The following is a 16,763-nucleotide window of genomic DNA, read 5'->3' on the forward strand; positions in this document are numbered from 1 at the left end:
AATGAAAAACACCAATCCGCTTCATGGAAAAACACTACAAACCATAGTAGAATTTTTAGTTGAATTTTATGGTTTTGAAACGTTAAGCCAAAAAATAAAAATTAAATGTTTTACCGAAAACCCTTCTGTGAAATCCAGCCTAACTTTTTTGAGAAAAACAGATTGGGCACGCAAAAAAGTGGAGGAATTGTATTGTCAAACGATTTCAAAAACATAACAAATACAAAATCCCATCACCTTGGCTGCGATGGGATTTTTAAACAAACAAACAAATAAAACCTATTAACTAAAATTGAACGTTTCTGCTAATTCTTTATAAACAATTTCTCCCTCAACAATGTTGAGTCCTTTTGACAAATCTGGATAGCGTTCTGTGGCGGCTTTCCATCCTAAGTTGGCTAACTTTAAAACATACGGCAAAGTGACATTTGTTAGAGCTAATGTGGAGGTGTAAGGCACAGCTCCCGGCATATTGGCCACACAATAATGCACCACATCATCAATAATATACGTTGGATTCTCATGTGTGGTTGCCACAGTAGTTTCAAAACAACCACCTTGGTCTACTGCTACATCCACCATTACTGTTCCCGGATGCATTTCTTTTAACATATCTCTGGTAATTAATTTTGGAGCTTTTGCACCCGGAATTAAAACCGCACCGATAATCAAATCATGATTTTTGATATGTCTTCTAATATTATATTCACTGGAAAACTCAGTTACCACATGACTTGGCATTACATCATTTACATAGCGAAGGCGTTTCATATTAATATCTAAAATCGTAACGTGTGCTCCTAAACCGGCTGCCATTTTTGCCGCCTGAATCCCGACTATACCGGCTCCCAAAACCAACACTTTACCGGGTGGAACTCCCGGAACGCCTCCCAACAAAACTCCTCTTCCTTTGATTGGTTTTTCTAAATATTTGGCTCCTTGTTGAATGGCCATTCTTCCGGCTACTTCAGACATTGGAGTGAGCAAAGGCAATGAACCGTCCGTTTCTTCCACTGTTTCATAGGCAATGCAAATGGATTTAGATTCCAACATTGCAATTGTCAATTCTTCACTGGAAGCAAAATGAAAATACGTAAATACGATTTGTCCTTTTTTGATTAATGGATATTCTTCTGCAACAGGTTCTTTCACTTTTACAATCATATCTGAATTGGCATAGACTTCTGCAGCAGTGGGAACTAAAATTGCTCCCACCACCGCATAATCCGTGTCAAAAAAACCACTACCAAATCCGGCATCTTGTTGTACATAAACCGTATGATTGTTTTTAATCAATTCAAAAACACCTGCCGGAGTCATTCCAACGCGACTCTCATTATTTTTAATTTCCTTTGGAACCCCTATTTTCATCGCTAAAAAGTTTCTAATTTGTACACAAATTTATTAATTACCCCCTTTTTTTGTATACATATTTGTAATTTTTATCATTTTTTAAGTTATATCCCCCAAAATAAACATTAATATCAAATTAAAGCTTTGATTTTTTATATTTGTTAAATAAATGAAACAAGATGGCTATTAAAAACCGATGTACTTGGTGCGAAAAAGATGATTTATACCGCAATTATCACGATGAAGAGTGGGGCGTACCTGTTTATGACGACCAAAAATTGTTTGAATTTTTAATTTTAGAAACTTTCCAAGCCGGCGTGAGTTGGCATTTAATTTTAAAAAAGAGAGAAAATTTCAGAAAAGCTTTTCTCAATTTCGATTATAAACAGGTTGCTTTGTTTGGTGATTATGAAGTGCAAGAGTTAATGAAAGATGCGGGAATCATTCGAAATACGTTAAAAATAGAATCGGCCATCAACAATGCCAAAGCCTTTATAAAAGTACAGGAAGAATTTGGTTCGTTTTCAAAATTTATTTGGAGTTATGTGGATGGAAAACCTATTATCAATAATTTCACTTCCTTAAACCAAGTTCCGGCTTACACTCCGCTGGCAGAAAAAATTAGTAAAGACTTAAAAAAAAGAGGCTTTAAATTCATTGGACCAACAACTATGTATGCTCACATGCAAGCAACCGGAATGGTAAACGATCATTTTTTAGATTGTTGGAAAAGAAGTTAAAGTGAAGATTTTAATATTTTAAGGTAGTTTTCTCGCGAGATTTCAAACGCACCTAATTTTTCTAAATGATTATTATGCACTTGACAATCTAATAAAAGATAATCTTCTTGCTTCAATATTTCAATTAAAGAAACGAAAGCGACTTTACTCGCGTTGGGAACCAGTGAAAACATACTTTCACCACAAAAGACTTTACCTAAATCAACACCATACAAACCACCAACTAATTTGTTTTCATGCCACACTTCTATAGATTTTACTATTCCTAGATGATGTAATTTCACATAAGCTTCATACATCGAATCGGTTATCCAAGTGCCTTTTTGCCCTTTTCTTTTGATAGTTTGACAATATGTAATTACTTCAGTAAAATTTTGATTATACGTAACCTCAAATATCTTTCTGTTCAAGATATTACGTAAACTTTTAGCGATTTTATAATCTTTGGGATAAACAACCATTCGATGAGGCGGACTCCACCATAAAATGGGCTCATCTTCTTCAAACCATGGGAAAATACCATTGCGGTAGGCCAAAAGTAGGCGTTCCGGACTCAAATCGCCTCCAACGGCCAGTATTCCTTCATAAGAAGCTTCAGAAACCGGCGGAAAATATAACTCTTTACTTAAGAAATACATTGTTTTATCAGTCTAAAAAAGTAATTCCAAATCCCAAAAAAATAAATTTGGAATTTGGAATTAGTTCATACGATACTTAATAAATTAAAATGGTAAATCGTCGTGCTCCTCTTCATTAAAGTTGGTAGCCGGTTCAAAAGCTTCTACTGCCGGAACCGGTGGCATTTGAGTTGCCGGAGTTTCAGCTTGCAAACGCTCTATTCTCCAACCTTGTATAGAATTAAAATACTTAGTTTCTCCTTGCGGATTCACCCATTCTCTTCCTCTTAGATTAATCGAAACTTTTACAGCTTCTCCCACTTTATATGAATTGAGTAAATCACACTTATCTTGTGTGAATTCAACCATAATATGTTGCGGATACTGCTCTTCAGTAGTAACCACCAATTCTCTTTTTCTGAATGATGCACTAACTTGTTGTTCTGGGTTAATGACTTTAATTTTTCCTGAAACTTCCATGATCTTGATTTTTAAAATTATTAATTTGGCTCATATTAAACTCGTTTGGCTAATAAAACTTTCCAGGCCGAAAGGGCATCTTGCTTGTTCAAGAATTCTTTTGCTTTTTGTTGCACTTTCATTTCATCGGCAGAACTCAAAACACCTTTTACCTGAATATTTTCATTTACAAATATAGTAATATCTTCGGTTGATGGCAAACTTTCTACATTTCCTAGCATTCCTAAATCATTTCCATTAAAAACGGGACTTTCTTTGATAAAATCCGGGATTTGATCGACTCCAATTCCCAACGTTGCCAAGGGTTTTGGGATTTCAAAAAGTCCTTGATTGGAACGTGAATACCAGTTGGCACCCATACGCGAAACCAAATCAATTTTGTGTTGATCGATATTGCCCTTTTCATCTAAAATGGATTCATCTATGTGTAATTTCACCACTTCACAAATAATTAAATTTCCTGCTCCACCTTCTGTACCTAAACTAATAATTTGATTGACTTTGCATTCAAACTGAACCGGACTCTCAGCCACACGAAAAGGCTTTATTATTTCTGAAGGCAACATCGTTAAACCTGATTTTAAAAACTCATTGACTCCATCGGCATATTCTGTGCTGGAAAGCGACATTTGCTGAACAATATCAAAATTCACCACGTTAATTACCACCTCTTTTGTTGCTTCGCAATTCATTAAAGTATGTTTAATCGTATTGTCCCGTACTCTTCTGGCCGGGGAAAAAACCAAAATTGGCGGATTGGAACTAAATACATTAAAAAAACTAAACGGTGACAAATTCGGATTCCCGTTTAAATCTATTGTACTCGCAAAAGCAATCGGTCTCGGACCTACTGAACTTTGCAAATAACCCTGTAATTTTAAAGGAGAAACATCTTTTGGAGAAATACTTACCATTATTTTCTGAGTTTATACAAATGTATAAAATTGAAAAGTATTTGCCGATTGAATTTTTCAATTCCCACAAGATTTTACTACTTTTATCGTAAATACAGATTTATGCAGTTTTCGGAAAGTCGAAATGTAACCCGATGGTTTTTAATCCTCACTTCTTTTGTGATTGTTTCACTGATTCTTTGGAATACGTATACATTTTTTCAAATTTTTAAGAATGAAGAAAAACTGAAAATGGAGCTTTGGGCAGAAAGTTTAAAAACTGTAAATAATGCAAATTTGGAAAGTGACGAAATTGAGTTGCCTCTTCAAATTATTAATAATAATAAAACCATTCCAATTATCCTTACTGAAAATGACACAATTATCAATCAAAGAAACATTGATGAAAATATTATATCTAAAAAAGAAAAATTAGATCAATTTCTTGAAAAATTAAAAAAAGAAAACAATCCTATAATCATTGAATACAATCCAGGAAAATATTGGTACTTATACTACGGAAATTCGTCACTACTTAACAAATTAAAATATTATCCCATTGCGTTAATATTAATTATTTTTCTATTTACCGCTTTGGTTTATAATTATTACAGAAGCACGAAAATTGCCACTCAAAACAAACTTTGGGCAGGAATGGCAAAAGAAACAGCTCATCAAATAGGCACACCACTTTCTTCCTTGATTGGATGGTTGGAAATTTTAAAAATGGAGAATGTTGAAGAAAACACCATCAAAGAAATTGAAAAAGATATTACTAGACTGCAAACTATAACCGATCGTTTTTCCAAAGTAGGTTCCGAACCCGTTTTAGAAAAATTAGATTTGGTAACCGAAACGATTCAATCGTTTGATTACTTGAAATCGCGTTTCTCCAAGCAAGTTGAATTTTCATTTTCTGCACCAACTAAAACTATTTTGGTGAACCTCAACCCAACTTTACACAGTTGGACCATTGAAAATTTAGTTAAAAATGCCATTGATGCGATGAAAGGTCGCGGCAAACTATCCCTCACCATTATTGAAGATGAAAAGGAAGTAAAAATATTAGTCACCGATTCTGGAAAAGGAATTCCGAAAAATCAATTTAAAAAGGTATTTGAACCCGGATTTACTACTAAAAAACGCGGTTGGGGATTAGGTCTTTCTTTAACAAAACGCATTGTGGAAGAATACCATAAAGGAAAAATAAGAGTTTATCAATCCGAAGTAGACAAAGGCACGACCATGTTGGTTAGTTTTAAAAAAGTGTGAAAACGATAAGTTTGCTGTAAAACAAAAAATCCAGAGTGAATCGGGATTTTATTTATAATTCGTTTTTTATTTTTTGCACTGTTGCTTCAAATTCGTCTTTTGACAAACTCACTTTCCTTTGAAACCGCATATCATCCATGTCTTGTAACGGAATCAGATGAACATGAACATGAGGCACTTCTAATCCAACTACCGCTACTCCAATTCGTTTGCATGGAATTGCTTTTTCCAAACCCAATGCAATCTTTCTCGAAAACTTCATCAAAGCCAAATAATGGTCTTCTTCCATTTCGAATAGCTTATTGATTTCTTGCTTCGGAACGCAAAGGGTGTGACCAATGGTGTTTGGATTCACATCTAAAAAAGCTATAAACTGCTCATCTTCAGCAATTTTATAACATGGAATTTCGCCGTTGATTATTTTGGTAAAAATGCTTGCCATTTTTTAAAAATTTAGAATTAGTCTCTGGAAATTTCTAAAACTTCAAATTTTAAAACTCCATTTGGCACAGTAATTTCGGCAACATCACCAACTGATTTCCCTAATAATCCTTTTCCGATAGGAGAAGTAACAGATATTTTTCCGGATTTTAAATCGGCTTCACTTTCGGCAACCAACGTGTATTTCATTTCCATGCCGTTGGCTTGATTTTTAATCTTTACGTTAGAAAGCACTAATGCTTTTGATAAATCAAGCTGTGATTCGTCAATTAATCGAGCATTGGCATAAATCTCTTCCATCTTTGAGATTCTCATTTCCAATAATCCTTGAGCCTCCTTCGCTGCATCATATTCTGCATTTTCAGACAAATCACCTTTATCTCTGGCTTCAGCAATAGCTTGAGAAGCTTTTGGACGCTCAATATGTTTAAGATTTTCTAATTCTTCTTTTAATTTTTTTAAACCCTCTGCGGTGTAATACGAAACTGTACTCATAACTTCATGTGTTTTATTAATCCAATTCAATTTTTTCAAAATTCAAATAAAATTGAACTTTGCAATATAAAATCGTTATTTTTATCGTTCTATAAAATAGAAAAAATCCCCTTTGAGAGGATTTCTTTCTACAAAGATAGTATAATTTTTAATTATTTGAAAATTTATTCCTTTATAAGTAAAGTCAAAGGTAATTAAATTAAATTTGCCAAATGAAAAAAATGTTTATGAAAAAATTATTTTTACTAACCTTCATTTGTAGTTTCTTTTTTGGATGCGAAAGCGAACGTTTCAACAATTTTAACCCTTATATTCCTAACGTTCGTTTTGATACTACTATCGACACTAATTTACCCCAATATAGCGAATTATTATTTACCGGAAGATCAGTTTTTATCACAACCAATAATGCCGGCCTTAATGGTGTAATTCTTTTTTATACCGGAACAGGGTTTAATGCATTTGAAGCAACCTGTCCAAATCAACCCATAAGTTCTTGTTCCATAATGACCATAAACAATGCAGAAATTGCGACATGCCCTTGTGATGATGAAGATTATTTATTGTTTACCGGAGAAGGACTAAATGGACAAGAATATCCTTTGAAACGCTATCGAACGGAAGTCAATGGTACTTTAGTACGAATCTATAATTAAAAAAATCCTGACCGTAAAGTCAGGATTTCATATATCAATTAAAACAAGAGCGTTATTCCCGCCAAAAAATTAATTCCGGCTTGCGGATAAAACCCTGCCCCTTCAATGGTTGTAATAGTTCCCGGTGATGAAAAATCATCATCAAATGTGTAAAAATAACCATTGCTTTCATATTCCAAATCAAAAATATTATTGATTAAGGCGTTGAATTGAATAGCTTTAAAAATTTTTGTCGTCTTAATTTCATATGAAATATTAAGGTCGTTGACAAAATAAGCGTCTAATTTTGAACTTTCTGCATCAATATTCCCCATAAATTGTTCACCTACATGTTTGGATAAAAACGACAGTTGTAAATTCTTAACAGGAACATACGTTAACCGATTTGCAGCAATAAAATTGGGTGAAAAGGCAATGTTCGTTGAACCTAAATTTTGTAAAACACCATCCCGTTGAAAGACAAAATCTTGGTTTTTGTTTTGACTTACTGTGAAATTTGGGCTAATTAAAAACTTTTCACTTAATCGAATTACAGATTCTATTTCTAAGCCAAAACGGTAGCTATTACCGCTATTGGTAAATATTGGAGCTCCAACGTCATTTAAAGCTCCCGTTAAGACCAGTTGATCTATATAACGCATATAAAATGCATTTGCAGTAAATCTGACTTTTTTAGAATTGTATTTCCAACCTAATTCATAATCAAACAATCGTTCTGGTTTTGTTGCATCGTTTTCATAATCGTCTCTTCGTGGTTCTTTGTTGGCAACGCCAAAATAACCGTAAAATACATTTTTTGAATCCAATTGGTAATTCAATCCAGCTTTTGGATTAAAAAATCGGAAAGTATCATTAACATCCTCAAACCTAAAACTAGTTGCATCATAAAACACCATTCTGTATTGCAAATCTGTGAATAGGCTTAACTTAGAGTTAATATTTTGAGTAACTTTAGCGTAAAAATTAATATCATCCTTATTACCATAATTATCATAATAACGACCAATATTGCTAAAATTATATTGGTTCCAAGTTACTTCTCCGTAGTGTAATCCCAAATAACGATTAATAGCCCCTCCGATTAATAAATCAGTTTTATTATTCCTATAATTTAATGAAAATGTGCTTCCAAAAAAAACGTTGTCTAACCATCGCTTCCTTATGTAATCCATACTGGAAATACTGTTTCCATCAATTGTTATATCCGGAAGACCTAAGAAGCTTAACTGTGAGTCACCACTAAAAAGAACATTAGCATAGTAATAATCATCAACATATTGTTCAAAATACCCTTTCCCTTTAGTATAGTGTAATGCAATGTTTGAAATCCATTTTTCAGTCCATTTTTCAGTCCAATGCAATTGGAAATGATTTTGCCAATAATTATCAATTTCATTATCATGAAAACCTTCAATATTTCCATTGTCATTTGTTTTAATTCCAGAAATATTAAAAGTGTTTCCAAATATATAATCCGGATTGGTCGCACTTAAAATTGACAAAGGAGCGTTATCTCTTCCGTTCCAAGCTTGGTACGTTTTTTCTTTTCCGCCAAAAGCTAATAATTTAATTAAAGTAGTTTCTCTTGCATAATTTGCGTTGAAAAAGTAGCCAAACATAGAAGAAGATGCTCTGTCAATAAAACCATCTGATGCAATGTTTGAAATTCTTCCGTTCAATTCTAAACTGTTATGCAACCCTGTTCCAAAGGAAAGAGTATGCTTTCTAGTGTCAAAACTTCCTAATGAATTAGCAATTTCAGCATATCCTTTTTCTTGAAATGATTTTGTTTGCATATTTAAGCTAGCTCCAAAAGAACCTGCTCCATTGGTTGAACTTCCAACGCCTCGTTGCAACTGAACACTTTCTAAAGAGGAAGCAAAATCAGGTAAGTTCACGAAAAAACTTCCTTGGCTTTCGCTATCATTAAACGGAATATCATTTATCGTTACGTTAATTCGTGAGCCATCTGAACCCCGAACACGCATGTAGGTGTAACCAACGCCATTTCCTGCATCCGTTGTAGTTACAACAGATGGTAAATACTGTAACAAAACAGGAATGTCTTGTCCTAAATTTCTAAGAGCGATTTCTTCCTTTGAAACGTTCGTGAACGTAATAGGGTTTTTTTCTTTAGCACGCACAGATGAAACAGTGACTTCTTTAAGATCGATATTTTTAAGACTATCTTTTGGAGTTTCCTGAGAAAAACCTTTAAAAGAAAATAGAAAAAAACACGTAAAGCAATACCTGCTGAACAATTTTATGCCAAAAAGGCCATTATTGAATATAGTTTTCATTCGTAAAAGATTACGAATAAAAGGGGTAATTATTCTTAGTTAAAAATTAAAATTGATACTCTAGACAGCAAAATAAACGTGCACTTTTATTTTTTTGTCTTTTCCCTAAACAGCATTACCTGTTCCAGGTTCGTTGGGTATGATCTCAGCTCGTTATTTAGAGCACCCCTTTGAGACGATGCAAAGGTAGTAAAAGAATTTCAATAGCAATGGCAATTTCAAAAATCGATAGCAATGGCAATTTCAAAAAAAACTAATGATATGTAAAATTAAGCCTTAACTTAAACCATTTAGCTTTTACACTTTTTAAATATCCGGTCTCTTTCTGTTATGTTTAATTTCAGATGTTGTACGTTTATCTTTGATTCTTTTTTCAATAACCGAACGAGGAATTTTAGTTGGTTTTCTCTTTTTTGGAACAACTAAAGCGTTTTGAATGAGTTTTAGAAACCTTTTTGTAACAATTTCTTTGTTTTTGAGTTGACTTCGGTCTTCATCGCAGTTTAAAATAAATATTCCTTCCGATGTTACTTTAGTTTTTAATTTTTCGAAAAGCAATGTTTTTTCATCATCATTAAAACTTTGTGAATTGAGCAAATCAAAAGAAAGCACTACTTTTGATGAAACTTTATTTACATTTTGCCCGCCTGCACCACTGCTTCTGACCGCTTTGAATGAAAGTTCATTTATAATTTTTTCAGTATCCATTTTACTGAGGTTGATGTGCTATTTTTAATAAATCGTTTACTGTTTTTACCGGATTAAAAGTAATTAGAGGCACTTCAACAAAAACGGTTAACCATTTCGCCATCGCTCCATTCCAAAGACCAGGCAATTCATAGGCTTTTAGCTCTTTTCCGCCTTTGTTTTTGTGAACAATGAAACCGCTGCTATGATCAACAAATTCGGTTAAATCAAAATTACCTCCTCGATAATTTCTGATTCCACACACCAAATCAACCGGATTGAAATGAGTAGCATTTTTAAGTATTTTCATTTGATTGGAATCCTTTTCATCAACTTGAGAAGATTCTACAATCTGCAAGAAAACCAACCCTTTTTTGTCACGCACCCAAAATGGTCCGCCTCCGGGTTCGCCTTCATTTTTTACCATTCCACAAACACGAATTGGTCGATTTAAATAATTTTTAAGGTAATCGATTTTACTTTCTTTGGTGTACTTTGAAAAATCGTCTACCACTTCAAAATGTAATTTTGATTGTATAAAGTTTACAATTTCATCCAACAATTCTTTATTAATATTATTATCATCGAGTAGTCGTAGAAAGTCAAAAATCTGTTGCTGTTTGTCTAATAAAATTCCAGCCAATGCTTTTTTATACAACGCTATTTCATCAATATGGTTTTGAATAACATTATCAATATTTTTAATAAAAACAATATCCGCATCCAAGTTATTCAAGTTCTGAATTAAGGCCCCATGTCCACCCGGTCTAAAAACAAGACTATCATTATCTTCTCTAAAAAAATTATTGTCATAATCAAGTGCGATGCTGTCTGTCGATTTATCTTGATAGGAATAATAAACATTAATTTCTGTTGCGGAAGCTGTTTCAATTTTTGCCTTTACATTTACTACAATTTTTTCGAAATCAGACTGATGTTCTTCTGATACAGTAAAATGCAAATGTGCTTTTTGATTGGAAGAAGCATAGGCAACGGCTTCATTCAAATGCTCTTCGATTGGAGTGGCAATATGAGAAGAATACTTATGAAAAGGTAAAACTCCTTTGGGTTTATTGGCAAAATCAAATTCATTTTTAGACAAAAGAGTTTTTATAAACGCATAATGCTTACTGTCATAACCCCAATTATTAAAGTCCGGATATTGATTCCTTAATTGATTTATTACCTCTTTATAAAAAGGAAATTTATCTAAACCTATCAAAAAAAGTGATAAATTTTTTGCTTTTTTTCTGTTGATATAGGCATTAATTGATTCTTCGCCTAATTTATATTCCTGTAAAAACTCACTTAAAAATTTAAACATTCGGCTCGCCGCACCCGAAGCAGGCACAAACTTTTTTAGTTTTAAATGGTTACGCTTTTCATCAAAAAAATTAGCGTAATAAGTAGCCTCCTCTGCAGACAACGGTTCTATTCCGTCATGGAGTTTGGCCGGTCGTTCCAATTGTACTGCTTGAATTCCATTGGTTAGAAACTCAATCTGATTTTTAACTGATTCTAATTTAATTTCACGATGTGTCAATTGAATGATATCAAAAGAATTCAACTCTATTTTTTTGGCTTCCAAAAGAGTTGAAATTAGAGCAACAGCTTTTTGAAATCTTTTATCTTTTGAACCGGATAATTTTAAATAAGGCTTATTGTAATGAATTAAATTCTCTTCAAAAATACGCAGTGTTTCTTCTCTATGATGAGGACTATCTCGTAAATCATCCTTTTGCCAAGGAACATCAACATCGGTTAATAGAAACAAATCATATTTATGTTTTTTTGCTGCTTTTTCCAAAACAGGATCCGTTTCCCCATAATAAATGTCTGAAAAAACTTTGGTTACCATTAAATTCGTATCGGCAAACAAAATGTTATTTGCCTTTGACAATCCTTCATTTTCCAATTTTGTTTGGCCTAAGGCAATTGGGATTAAATCGGATTGTTGACAAGTTTCTTTTGATGTATCCCATTTATTTTGAAGATAATCACGGGCAAATTCCGGAATCCAAATGGTGTTAAAATGCTCTGCCAATTGTTTTGCCAAGGTAGTTTTACCGGTGCTTTCTGGACCGTAAATAGCAATTTTTACAATGCTTGTGGGTTGCTGTTTAAGATTTTCTTCCATTCGATGTAGCCATAAAAGGCAATTATTGTAAATATAAAATACTGAATACCGGTGAATGTATAACCTTTATAAAAATACAAAGGAATTGAAATAATATCCCCAATAATCCAAAAAATCCAATTCTCAATTTTTCGTTTGGCCATGAGCCACATTCCTACAAAAAACAAACCGGTAGTGAACGTGTCTACATAAGCTGTCCAACTTGTAAATTTATCAAAAAACTTATAAATTATAATGATAAAAGTGATGGTCAATACAAATAGTAAAACAGCCCATCTCTTTTCCTTTTGATTCATCCAAGAAATTGGGAACTCTATTTTCCCTTGTTTTTTTCTGGTCCAATGATACCAACCATATACACTCATGATCGTATAATAGAAATTAATCGTCATATCGCCAATCAATTTCCATTTCCATAATAAATATATAAAAATTCCTGTACTAATGATTCCTGTTGGAAAAACTAAAACATTGTTTTTTTTGGAATACAAAACACTTAACAACCCAAAAATGACCGCAATTATTTCAAGTGAAATATCGGTATACGAATAGTTTTTATATTGAGAAAAAAGAAATTCAATCATCTTTTGGCATTCTGATTCGGCAAATTTGCGGAATATTTTGGAGGCAAATATTAACTGTAGTTAAAAAAATTACTATCGTTTTCAAAAGCATTACCAATCACAACTAAATCGGCACCGGCATTAAAAGCGTCCTGAATCGCTTCTTGCGAACGTATTCCTCCGCCAACAATAAGTGGAATTGAAATCTCTTTTGAAACGGCTGTTATCATCTCTAGCGGAACGGCTAATTGTGCTCCGCTTCCGGCCTCTAAATAAATTAATTTATTACCTAGGAATTCACCTGCTTTTGCTGTTTGACAAACAATCTCGTGTTTATTCCTGTCTAATGGTTTGGTTTGACTGACTCTTTCAACAGCTGTTTGTCCTCCACTTTCAATCAAAAGATATCCGGTTGAAATGACTTCTAAATTTGATTTTTTTAGAATCGGAACAGCATTCACATGATGTTCGATTAAATAGTCCGGATTTCTTCCAGACAACAAACTTAGGAATAAAATGCCATCTGCAAAAGTAGATATTTGTGACGGATTTCCAGGGAAAAGTAATATTGGCAAACTAACTCTTTCTTTTAAAAAAAGCACTAATTCATCGATTTTATTTGATTTAACAATACTTCCTCCTACAAAAATGTGAGTGGCCGGACTTGATTTTATCTTTTCAAATAAAAGAGTCAAATTATCCATTTCAATTTTATCAGGATCCAATAAAATGGCTAATAATTTTTTGTCTTGGGCTTTTGCCACTAGTATGTCTTGGTAGATTTTTTGCATCATTTTGCTTCCCAAAGCCAAACTAAGGTGTAATTTTCTATTTCAATAAAATAAACTAAAAATTCTCTTTCTACCGAATTAAAATCCAATAAAGCGGTTGTTTTTTCATCCTTCATTTCAAACGGACGAACAAAAATGTGGTCTTTAAAACTAATTCCGATTTCGTTTCGAACTTTAAAAACAGCTTCTTTTACGCCCCAAATGACGGTTAGCTTACTTACAAATTCGTCTGAATTGTCTTTACATTCATAAACAAATACTTCCTCTGCAAATTTGTATGCAATTTTTTTAACCAAATCACGGCGAAGTTCTAAATCAATTCCTACATTTTTATCCGATAAAATTATAACCGAAAAATCAAAAGAATGTGAAATGGAAATATTGACCCCATCTTTCAAATGTGGTTTTCCAAATTCATCATAATACAAATCAAAATCAGTATAACCGTTGTATTGTAAAAGCATTCGAACCGCCATAAAACCCTTTTGATGACTTTCGGATTTCATCCCTTCCAATCTGGCTAATGAAGTATCTTTTAAAGAAACTTCACGAAATAAATCATTAAACGATTCTGTTATCTTCCAAACAAAAACCGCCGTTTTATCGTCAACCTTAATTCTTTGGTAAAATGGCATTGCGAAAATGTATTTATCAAATTGTAATTCAAAAAGTTAGTTATCTAAACAAATCACAAAAAACACAAAAAGGTTTTTAATTTCCTAAGCTATTCCGTAAATTTGCAAAAAATTTTTAGCTAATATAACTATTTTATAAATGAGTACACAAACATTGCCATTTGTAGCGTATAAAGTGAAAGATATTTCGCTTGCCGCTTGGGGAAGAAAAGAAATTGAACTAGCCGAAGCAGAAATGCCGGGCTTAATGGCTCTTCGCAGAGAATATGGAGATAGCCAACCATTAAAAGGAGCTCGTATTGCAGGATGCTTACACATGACCATTCAAACGGCTGTTTTAATTGAGACTCTAATAGCCTTGGGAGCAGAAGTTACTTGGAGTTCATGTAACATTTTTTCTACTCAAGATCACGCTGCTGCTGCTATAGCTGCTGCCGGAATTCAAGTGTATGCATGGAAAGGATTGAACGAAGTTGATTTTGACTGGTGTATTGAGCAAACCTTATTTTTTGGTGAAGACAGACAACCATTGAACATGATTTTGGATGATGGTGGCGACTTGACGAATATGGTTTTTGATAAATATCCTGAATTAATTAGTGGAATTAAAGGTCTTTCTGAAGAAACAACAACTGGGGTACACCGTTTATACGAAAGAATGAAAAACGGAACGTTACACATTCCTGCCATCAACGTAAATGACTCGGTAACAAAATCGAAATTTGATAACAAATATGGTTGTAAAGAATCAGCGGTTGATGCTGTTCGTCGTGCTACCGATATTATGTTAGCCGGAAAAAGAGTAGTAGTTTGTGGATATGGCGACGTTGGAAAAGGAACTGCGGCTTCATTTAGAGGTGCCGGTTCAATTGTAACGGTTACTGAAATTGACCCAATCTGTGCTTTACAAGCTGCAATGGACGGTTTTGAAGTAAAAAAATTAGATACCGTTATTGGCAATGCTGATATCGTAATTACCACTACCGGAAACAAAGACATTGTGGTTGGAAAACATTTTGAACAAATGAAAGACAAAACCATCGTTTGTAACATCGGGCATTTTGACAATGAAATTGACATGGCTTGGTTAAACAAAAACCACGGAGCTTCTAAAATAGAAATCAAACCACAAGTTGACAAATATACCGTAAACGGAAAAGACATTATTATCTTAGCTGAAGGTCGTTTGGTTAACTTAGGTTGTGCTACGGGTCACCCTAGTTTTGTAATGAGTAATTCATTCACCAACCAAACTTTAGCTCAAATAGAATTGTGGAATAACAGTGCTGCTTACAAAAACGAAGTCTATATGTTACCAAAACATTTAGATGAAAAAGTAGCCGCTTTACACTTAGAAAAATTAGGAGTTGAATTAGAAACTTTAAACGAAGAACAAGCGGCCTATATTGGTGTGGATGTTCAAGGGCCGTTTAAACCGGAGTATTACAGATATTAATTTTGAATTTTGAGTTCAGAATTTAGAAATAAAATTACCCTTGCTGAAAGTGAGGGTTTTTTTAATCAATGTGTGAAAAAACAAAAAACCCATCTCTTACGAAATGGGTTTTTTATATTTTGAAGTAAATTCTACTTATGCTTCAAAAGGAATAACAGATACAAATGATTTGTTATCACCTTTTTTCTGAAACTTAACCACTCCGTCAACTTTTGCATGTAAAGTGTGATCTTTACTGATGTAAACGTTTTCTCCCGGATTGTGTTTAGAACCTCTTTGTCTTACAATGATATTTCCTGCGATAGCTGCTTGACCACCATAAATCTTAACGCCTAAACGTTTCGATTCTGATTCTCTACCATTCTTGGAACTACCGACACCTTTCTTGTGAGCCATGATGTTAGGGTTTTATAAGTTAATATTAAAATTAAATAGCTTTACCACCATTTAATTCATCTTGTAATTTTTTTAATTCATCCATTTTTCCATCAGCAGCTAATTGAGCTTGTTGAGCCCAAGTAGTTGGATCTAAATGTGACACTTTTGCTTCAGATGCTTCTAAAATAGATTTTAAATCATCTGCTTTTGTTTTTGCTAATTTAGCAAATGAAGTTATTCCTGCAGCAGCTAATACTTCAGCAGCAACTGGTCCAACACCTTCAATAAGCGTTAAATCATCAGCTGATTTAGTTGCTTTTGCAGCTTTAGGGCTTTCAGATTTTGCAGTCGTTTTTTTAGTGCCTGAAGCTAAAATACCTTCTACTAAAATTTGCGTCAATGACTGTCTGTGACCGTTTTTCTTCTTGTAACCTTTTCTTCTTTTCTTTTTGAAAACGATTACTTTATCACCTTTTAAGTGTTGTAACACTTTGGCTTCAACAGAAGCTCCTTCTATAGCGGGGGCGCCTATAGTAACTGTTCCGTTATCATCTAACAACATTACTTTGTCAAAAGAAACTTTGTTTCCTTCTTCTGCTGCTAAACGGTGAACAAATACTTTTTGGTCTTTGCTTACTTTAAATTGTTGCCCTGCTATCTCTACGATTGCGTACATAACAATGTGTTTTAATTAATTTTTTGAGTTTGCAAATATACAACTTATTATGAATCATACAACTTAAACATAAAAATATATTCAAAGCAAAAAAATAATAGTGGACACACTTGATTTTTTTAGTTAAAATTTAAAAAAGTGTAACAAAATCACGAAATTGCATACTTATTTCAAACGCAAAAAATAAATAACT

19 protein-coding genes are annotated in these 16,763 nt (G+C 33.3%); 5 read left to right on the top strand and 14 right to left on the bottom strand.

Annotated elements, in window-relative coordinates; all coding sequences use genetic code 11:
• Position 1: 1 nt before the first annotated feature.
• Complete coding sequence (locus EQG68_RS03370) at positions 2-217, top strand: VF530 family protein (RefSeq protein ID WP_129463376.1); 216 nt, start codon at positions 2-4, stop codon at positions 215-217.
• 65 nt (positions 218-282) lie between these two features.
• Here EQG68_RS03370 and ald read toward each other — a convergent pair whose 3' ends face one another.
• The gene (gene ald / locus EQG68_RS03375) at positions 283-1,371 is read right to left on the bottom strand and encodes an alanine dehydrogenase (protein WP_129463377.1); all 1,089 of its coding nucleotides are present in this window, start codon (positions 1,369-1,371) and stop codon (positions 283-285) included.
• Between the two features lie 161 nt (positions 1,372-1,532).
• On the opposite strand from ald, the gene EQG68_RS03380 reads away from it, so the two are divergent.
• The gene (locus tag EQG68_RS03380; RefSeq protein ID WP_129463378.1) at positions 1,533-2,093 is read left to right on the top strand and encodes a DNA-3-methyladenine glycosylase I; all 561 of its coding nucleotides are present in this window, start codon (positions 1,533-1,535) and stop codon (positions 2,091-2,093) included.
• Here the strand turns inward: EQG68_RS03380 and aat are convergent.
• From aat to EQG68_RS03395, 3 genes are all read right to left on the bottom strand, one after another.
• Positions 2,090-2,731 carry a leucyl/phenylalanyl-tRNA--protein transferase gene (aat, locus tag EQG68_RS03385; protein WP_129463379.1) on the bottom strand — a complete coding sequence of 214 codons (642 nt, stop codon included), beginning with the start codon at positions 2,729-2,731 and terminating at the stop codon, positions 2,090-2,092. The two genes, EQG68_RS03380 and aat, sit on opposite strands and share 4 nt — an antisense overlap.
• 84 nt (positions 2,732-2,815) lie before the next feature.
• On the bottom strand, positions 2,816-3,190 hold the full coding sequence (locus EQG68_RS03390) for a DUF3127 domain-containing protein (RefSeq protein WP_129463380.1): 375 nt from the start codon (positions 3,188-3,190) through the stop codon (positions 2,816-2,818).
• A gap of 35 nt (positions 3,191-3,225) precedes the next feature.
• The gene (locus EQG68_RS03395) at positions 3,226-4,104 is read right to left on the bottom strand and encodes a flavin reductase family protein (RefSeq protein ID WP_129463381.1); all 879 of its coding nucleotides are present in this window, start codon (positions 4,102-4,104) and stop codon (positions 3,226-3,228) included.
• A 102-nt stretch (positions 4,105-4,206) separates the two neighbouring features.
• Between EQG68_RS03395 and EQG68_RS03400 the strand changes: the two genes are divergently transcribed.
• Positions 4,207-5,355, top strand: coding sequence for a sensor histidine kinase (locus tag EQG68_RS03400; protein ID WP_129463382.1), 1,149 nt, complete (start codon positions 4,207-4,209; stop codon positions 5,353-5,355).
• 52 nt (positions 5,356-5,407) lie between these two features.
• Here EQG68_RS03400 and EQG68_RS03405 read toward each other — a convergent pair whose 3' ends face one another.
• Together EQG68_RS03405 and greA are read right to left on the bottom strand one after the other, a co-directional pair.
• A complete protein-coding gene (locus EQG68_RS03405) occupies positions 5,408-5,797 on the bottom strand; it encodes an HIT family protein (protein ID WP_129463383.1) in 390 nt (129 codons plus the stop codon).
• A 17-nt stretch (positions 5,798-5,814) separates the two neighbouring features.
• Positions 5,815-6,291, bottom strand: a complete 477-nt coding sequence (gene greA / locus EQG68_RS03410; RefSeq protein ID WP_129463384.1) for a transcription elongation factor GreA — start codon at positions 6,289-6,291, stop codon at positions 5,815-5,817.
• Positions 6,292-6,518: 227 nt separating this feature from the next.
• On the opposite strand from greA, the gene EQG68_RS03415 reads away from it, so the two are divergent.
• Complete coding sequence (locus tag EQG68_RS03415; protein WP_129463385.1) at positions 6,519-6,947, top strand: Rieske (2Fe-2S) protein; 429 nt, start codon at positions 6,519-6,521, stop codon at positions 6,945-6,947.
• Positions 6,948-6,985: 38 nt separating this feature from the next.
• Here the strand turns inward: EQG68_RS03415 and EQG68_RS03420 are convergent, their stop codons facing one another.
• The 6 genes from EQG68_RS03420 to EQG68_RS03445 form a co-directional block, all read right to left on the bottom strand.
• Positions 6,986-9,247, bottom strand: a complete 2,262-nt coding sequence (locus tag EQG68_RS03420; protein ID WP_129463386.1) for a TonB-dependent receptor — start codon at positions 9,245-9,247, stop codon at positions 6,986-6,988.
• 306 nt (positions 9,248-9,553) lie between these two features.
• Entirely contained in the window at positions 9,554-9,955 is a 402-nt protein-coding gene (arfB, locus tag EQG68_RS03425) for an alternative ribosome rescue aminoacyl-tRNA hydrolase ArfB (protein ID WP_129463387.1), read from the bottom strand.
• A gap of 1 nt (position 9,956) precedes the next feature.
• Entirely contained in the window at positions 9,957-12,071 is a 2,115-nt protein-coding gene (locus EQG68_RS03430; RefSeq protein ID WP_129463388.1) for a DUF4301 family protein, read from the bottom strand.
• Positions 12,032-12,655: a nicotinamide riboside transporter PnuC gene (gene pnuC, locus EQG68_RS03435; RefSeq protein ID WP_129463389.1), complete on the bottom strand. Its 624-nt coding sequence runs from the start codon at positions 12,653-12,655 to the stop codon at positions 12,032-12,034. Before pnuC ends, EQG68_RS03430 begins: the two co-directional genes overlap by 40 nt.
• A 50-nt stretch (positions 12,656-12,705) precedes the next feature.
• The gene (locus tag EQG68_RS03440) at positions 12,706-13,425 is read right to left on the bottom strand and encodes a geranylgeranylglyceryl/heptaprenylglyceryl phosphate synthase (RefSeq protein ID WP_129463390.1); all 720 of its coding nucleotides are present in this window, start codon (positions 13,423-13,425) and stop codon (positions 12,706-12,708) included.
• Positions 13,425-14,060, bottom strand: a complete 636-nt coding sequence (locus EQG68_RS03445) for a 4'-phosphopantetheinyl transferase family protein (RefSeq protein WP_129463391.1) — start codon at positions 14,058-14,060, stop codon at positions 13,425-13,427. The genes EQG68_RS03440 and EQG68_RS03445 overlap by 1 nt, the downstream gene beginning before the upstream one ends.
• Positions 14,061-14,199: 139 nt before the next feature.
• Here EQG68_RS03445 and ahcY point away from each other — a divergent pair, with 139 nt between their 5' ends.
• Positions 14,200-15,516, top strand: coding sequence for an adenosylhomocysteinase (ahcY, locus tag EQG68_RS03450; protein WP_129463392.1), 1,317 nt, complete (start codon positions 14,200-14,202; stop codon positions 15,514-15,516).
• 135 nt (positions 15,517-15,651) lie between these two features.
• Here the strand turns inward: ahcY and rpmA are convergent, their stop codons facing one another.
• Positions 15,652-15,912: a 50S ribosomal protein L27 gene (rpmA, locus tag EQG68_RS03455; protein WP_129463393.1), complete on the bottom strand. Its 261-nt coding sequence runs from the start codon at positions 15,910-15,912 to the stop codon at positions 15,652-15,654.
• A gap of 31 nt (positions 15,913-15,943) precedes the next feature.
• Positions 15,944-16,570, bottom strand: coding sequence for a 50S ribosomal protein L21 (gene rplU / locus EQG68_RS03460; protein ID WP_129463394.1), 627 nt, complete (start codon positions 16,568-16,570; stop codon positions 15,944-15,946).
• Positions 16,571-16,763 lie beyond the last annotated feature (193 nt).

The organism is Flavobacterium piscinae (assembly GCF_004122145.1).
Classification (GTDB): domain Bacteria; phylum Bacteroidota; class Bacteroidia; order Flavobacteriales; family Flavobacteriaceae; genus Flavobacterium; species Flavobacterium piscinae.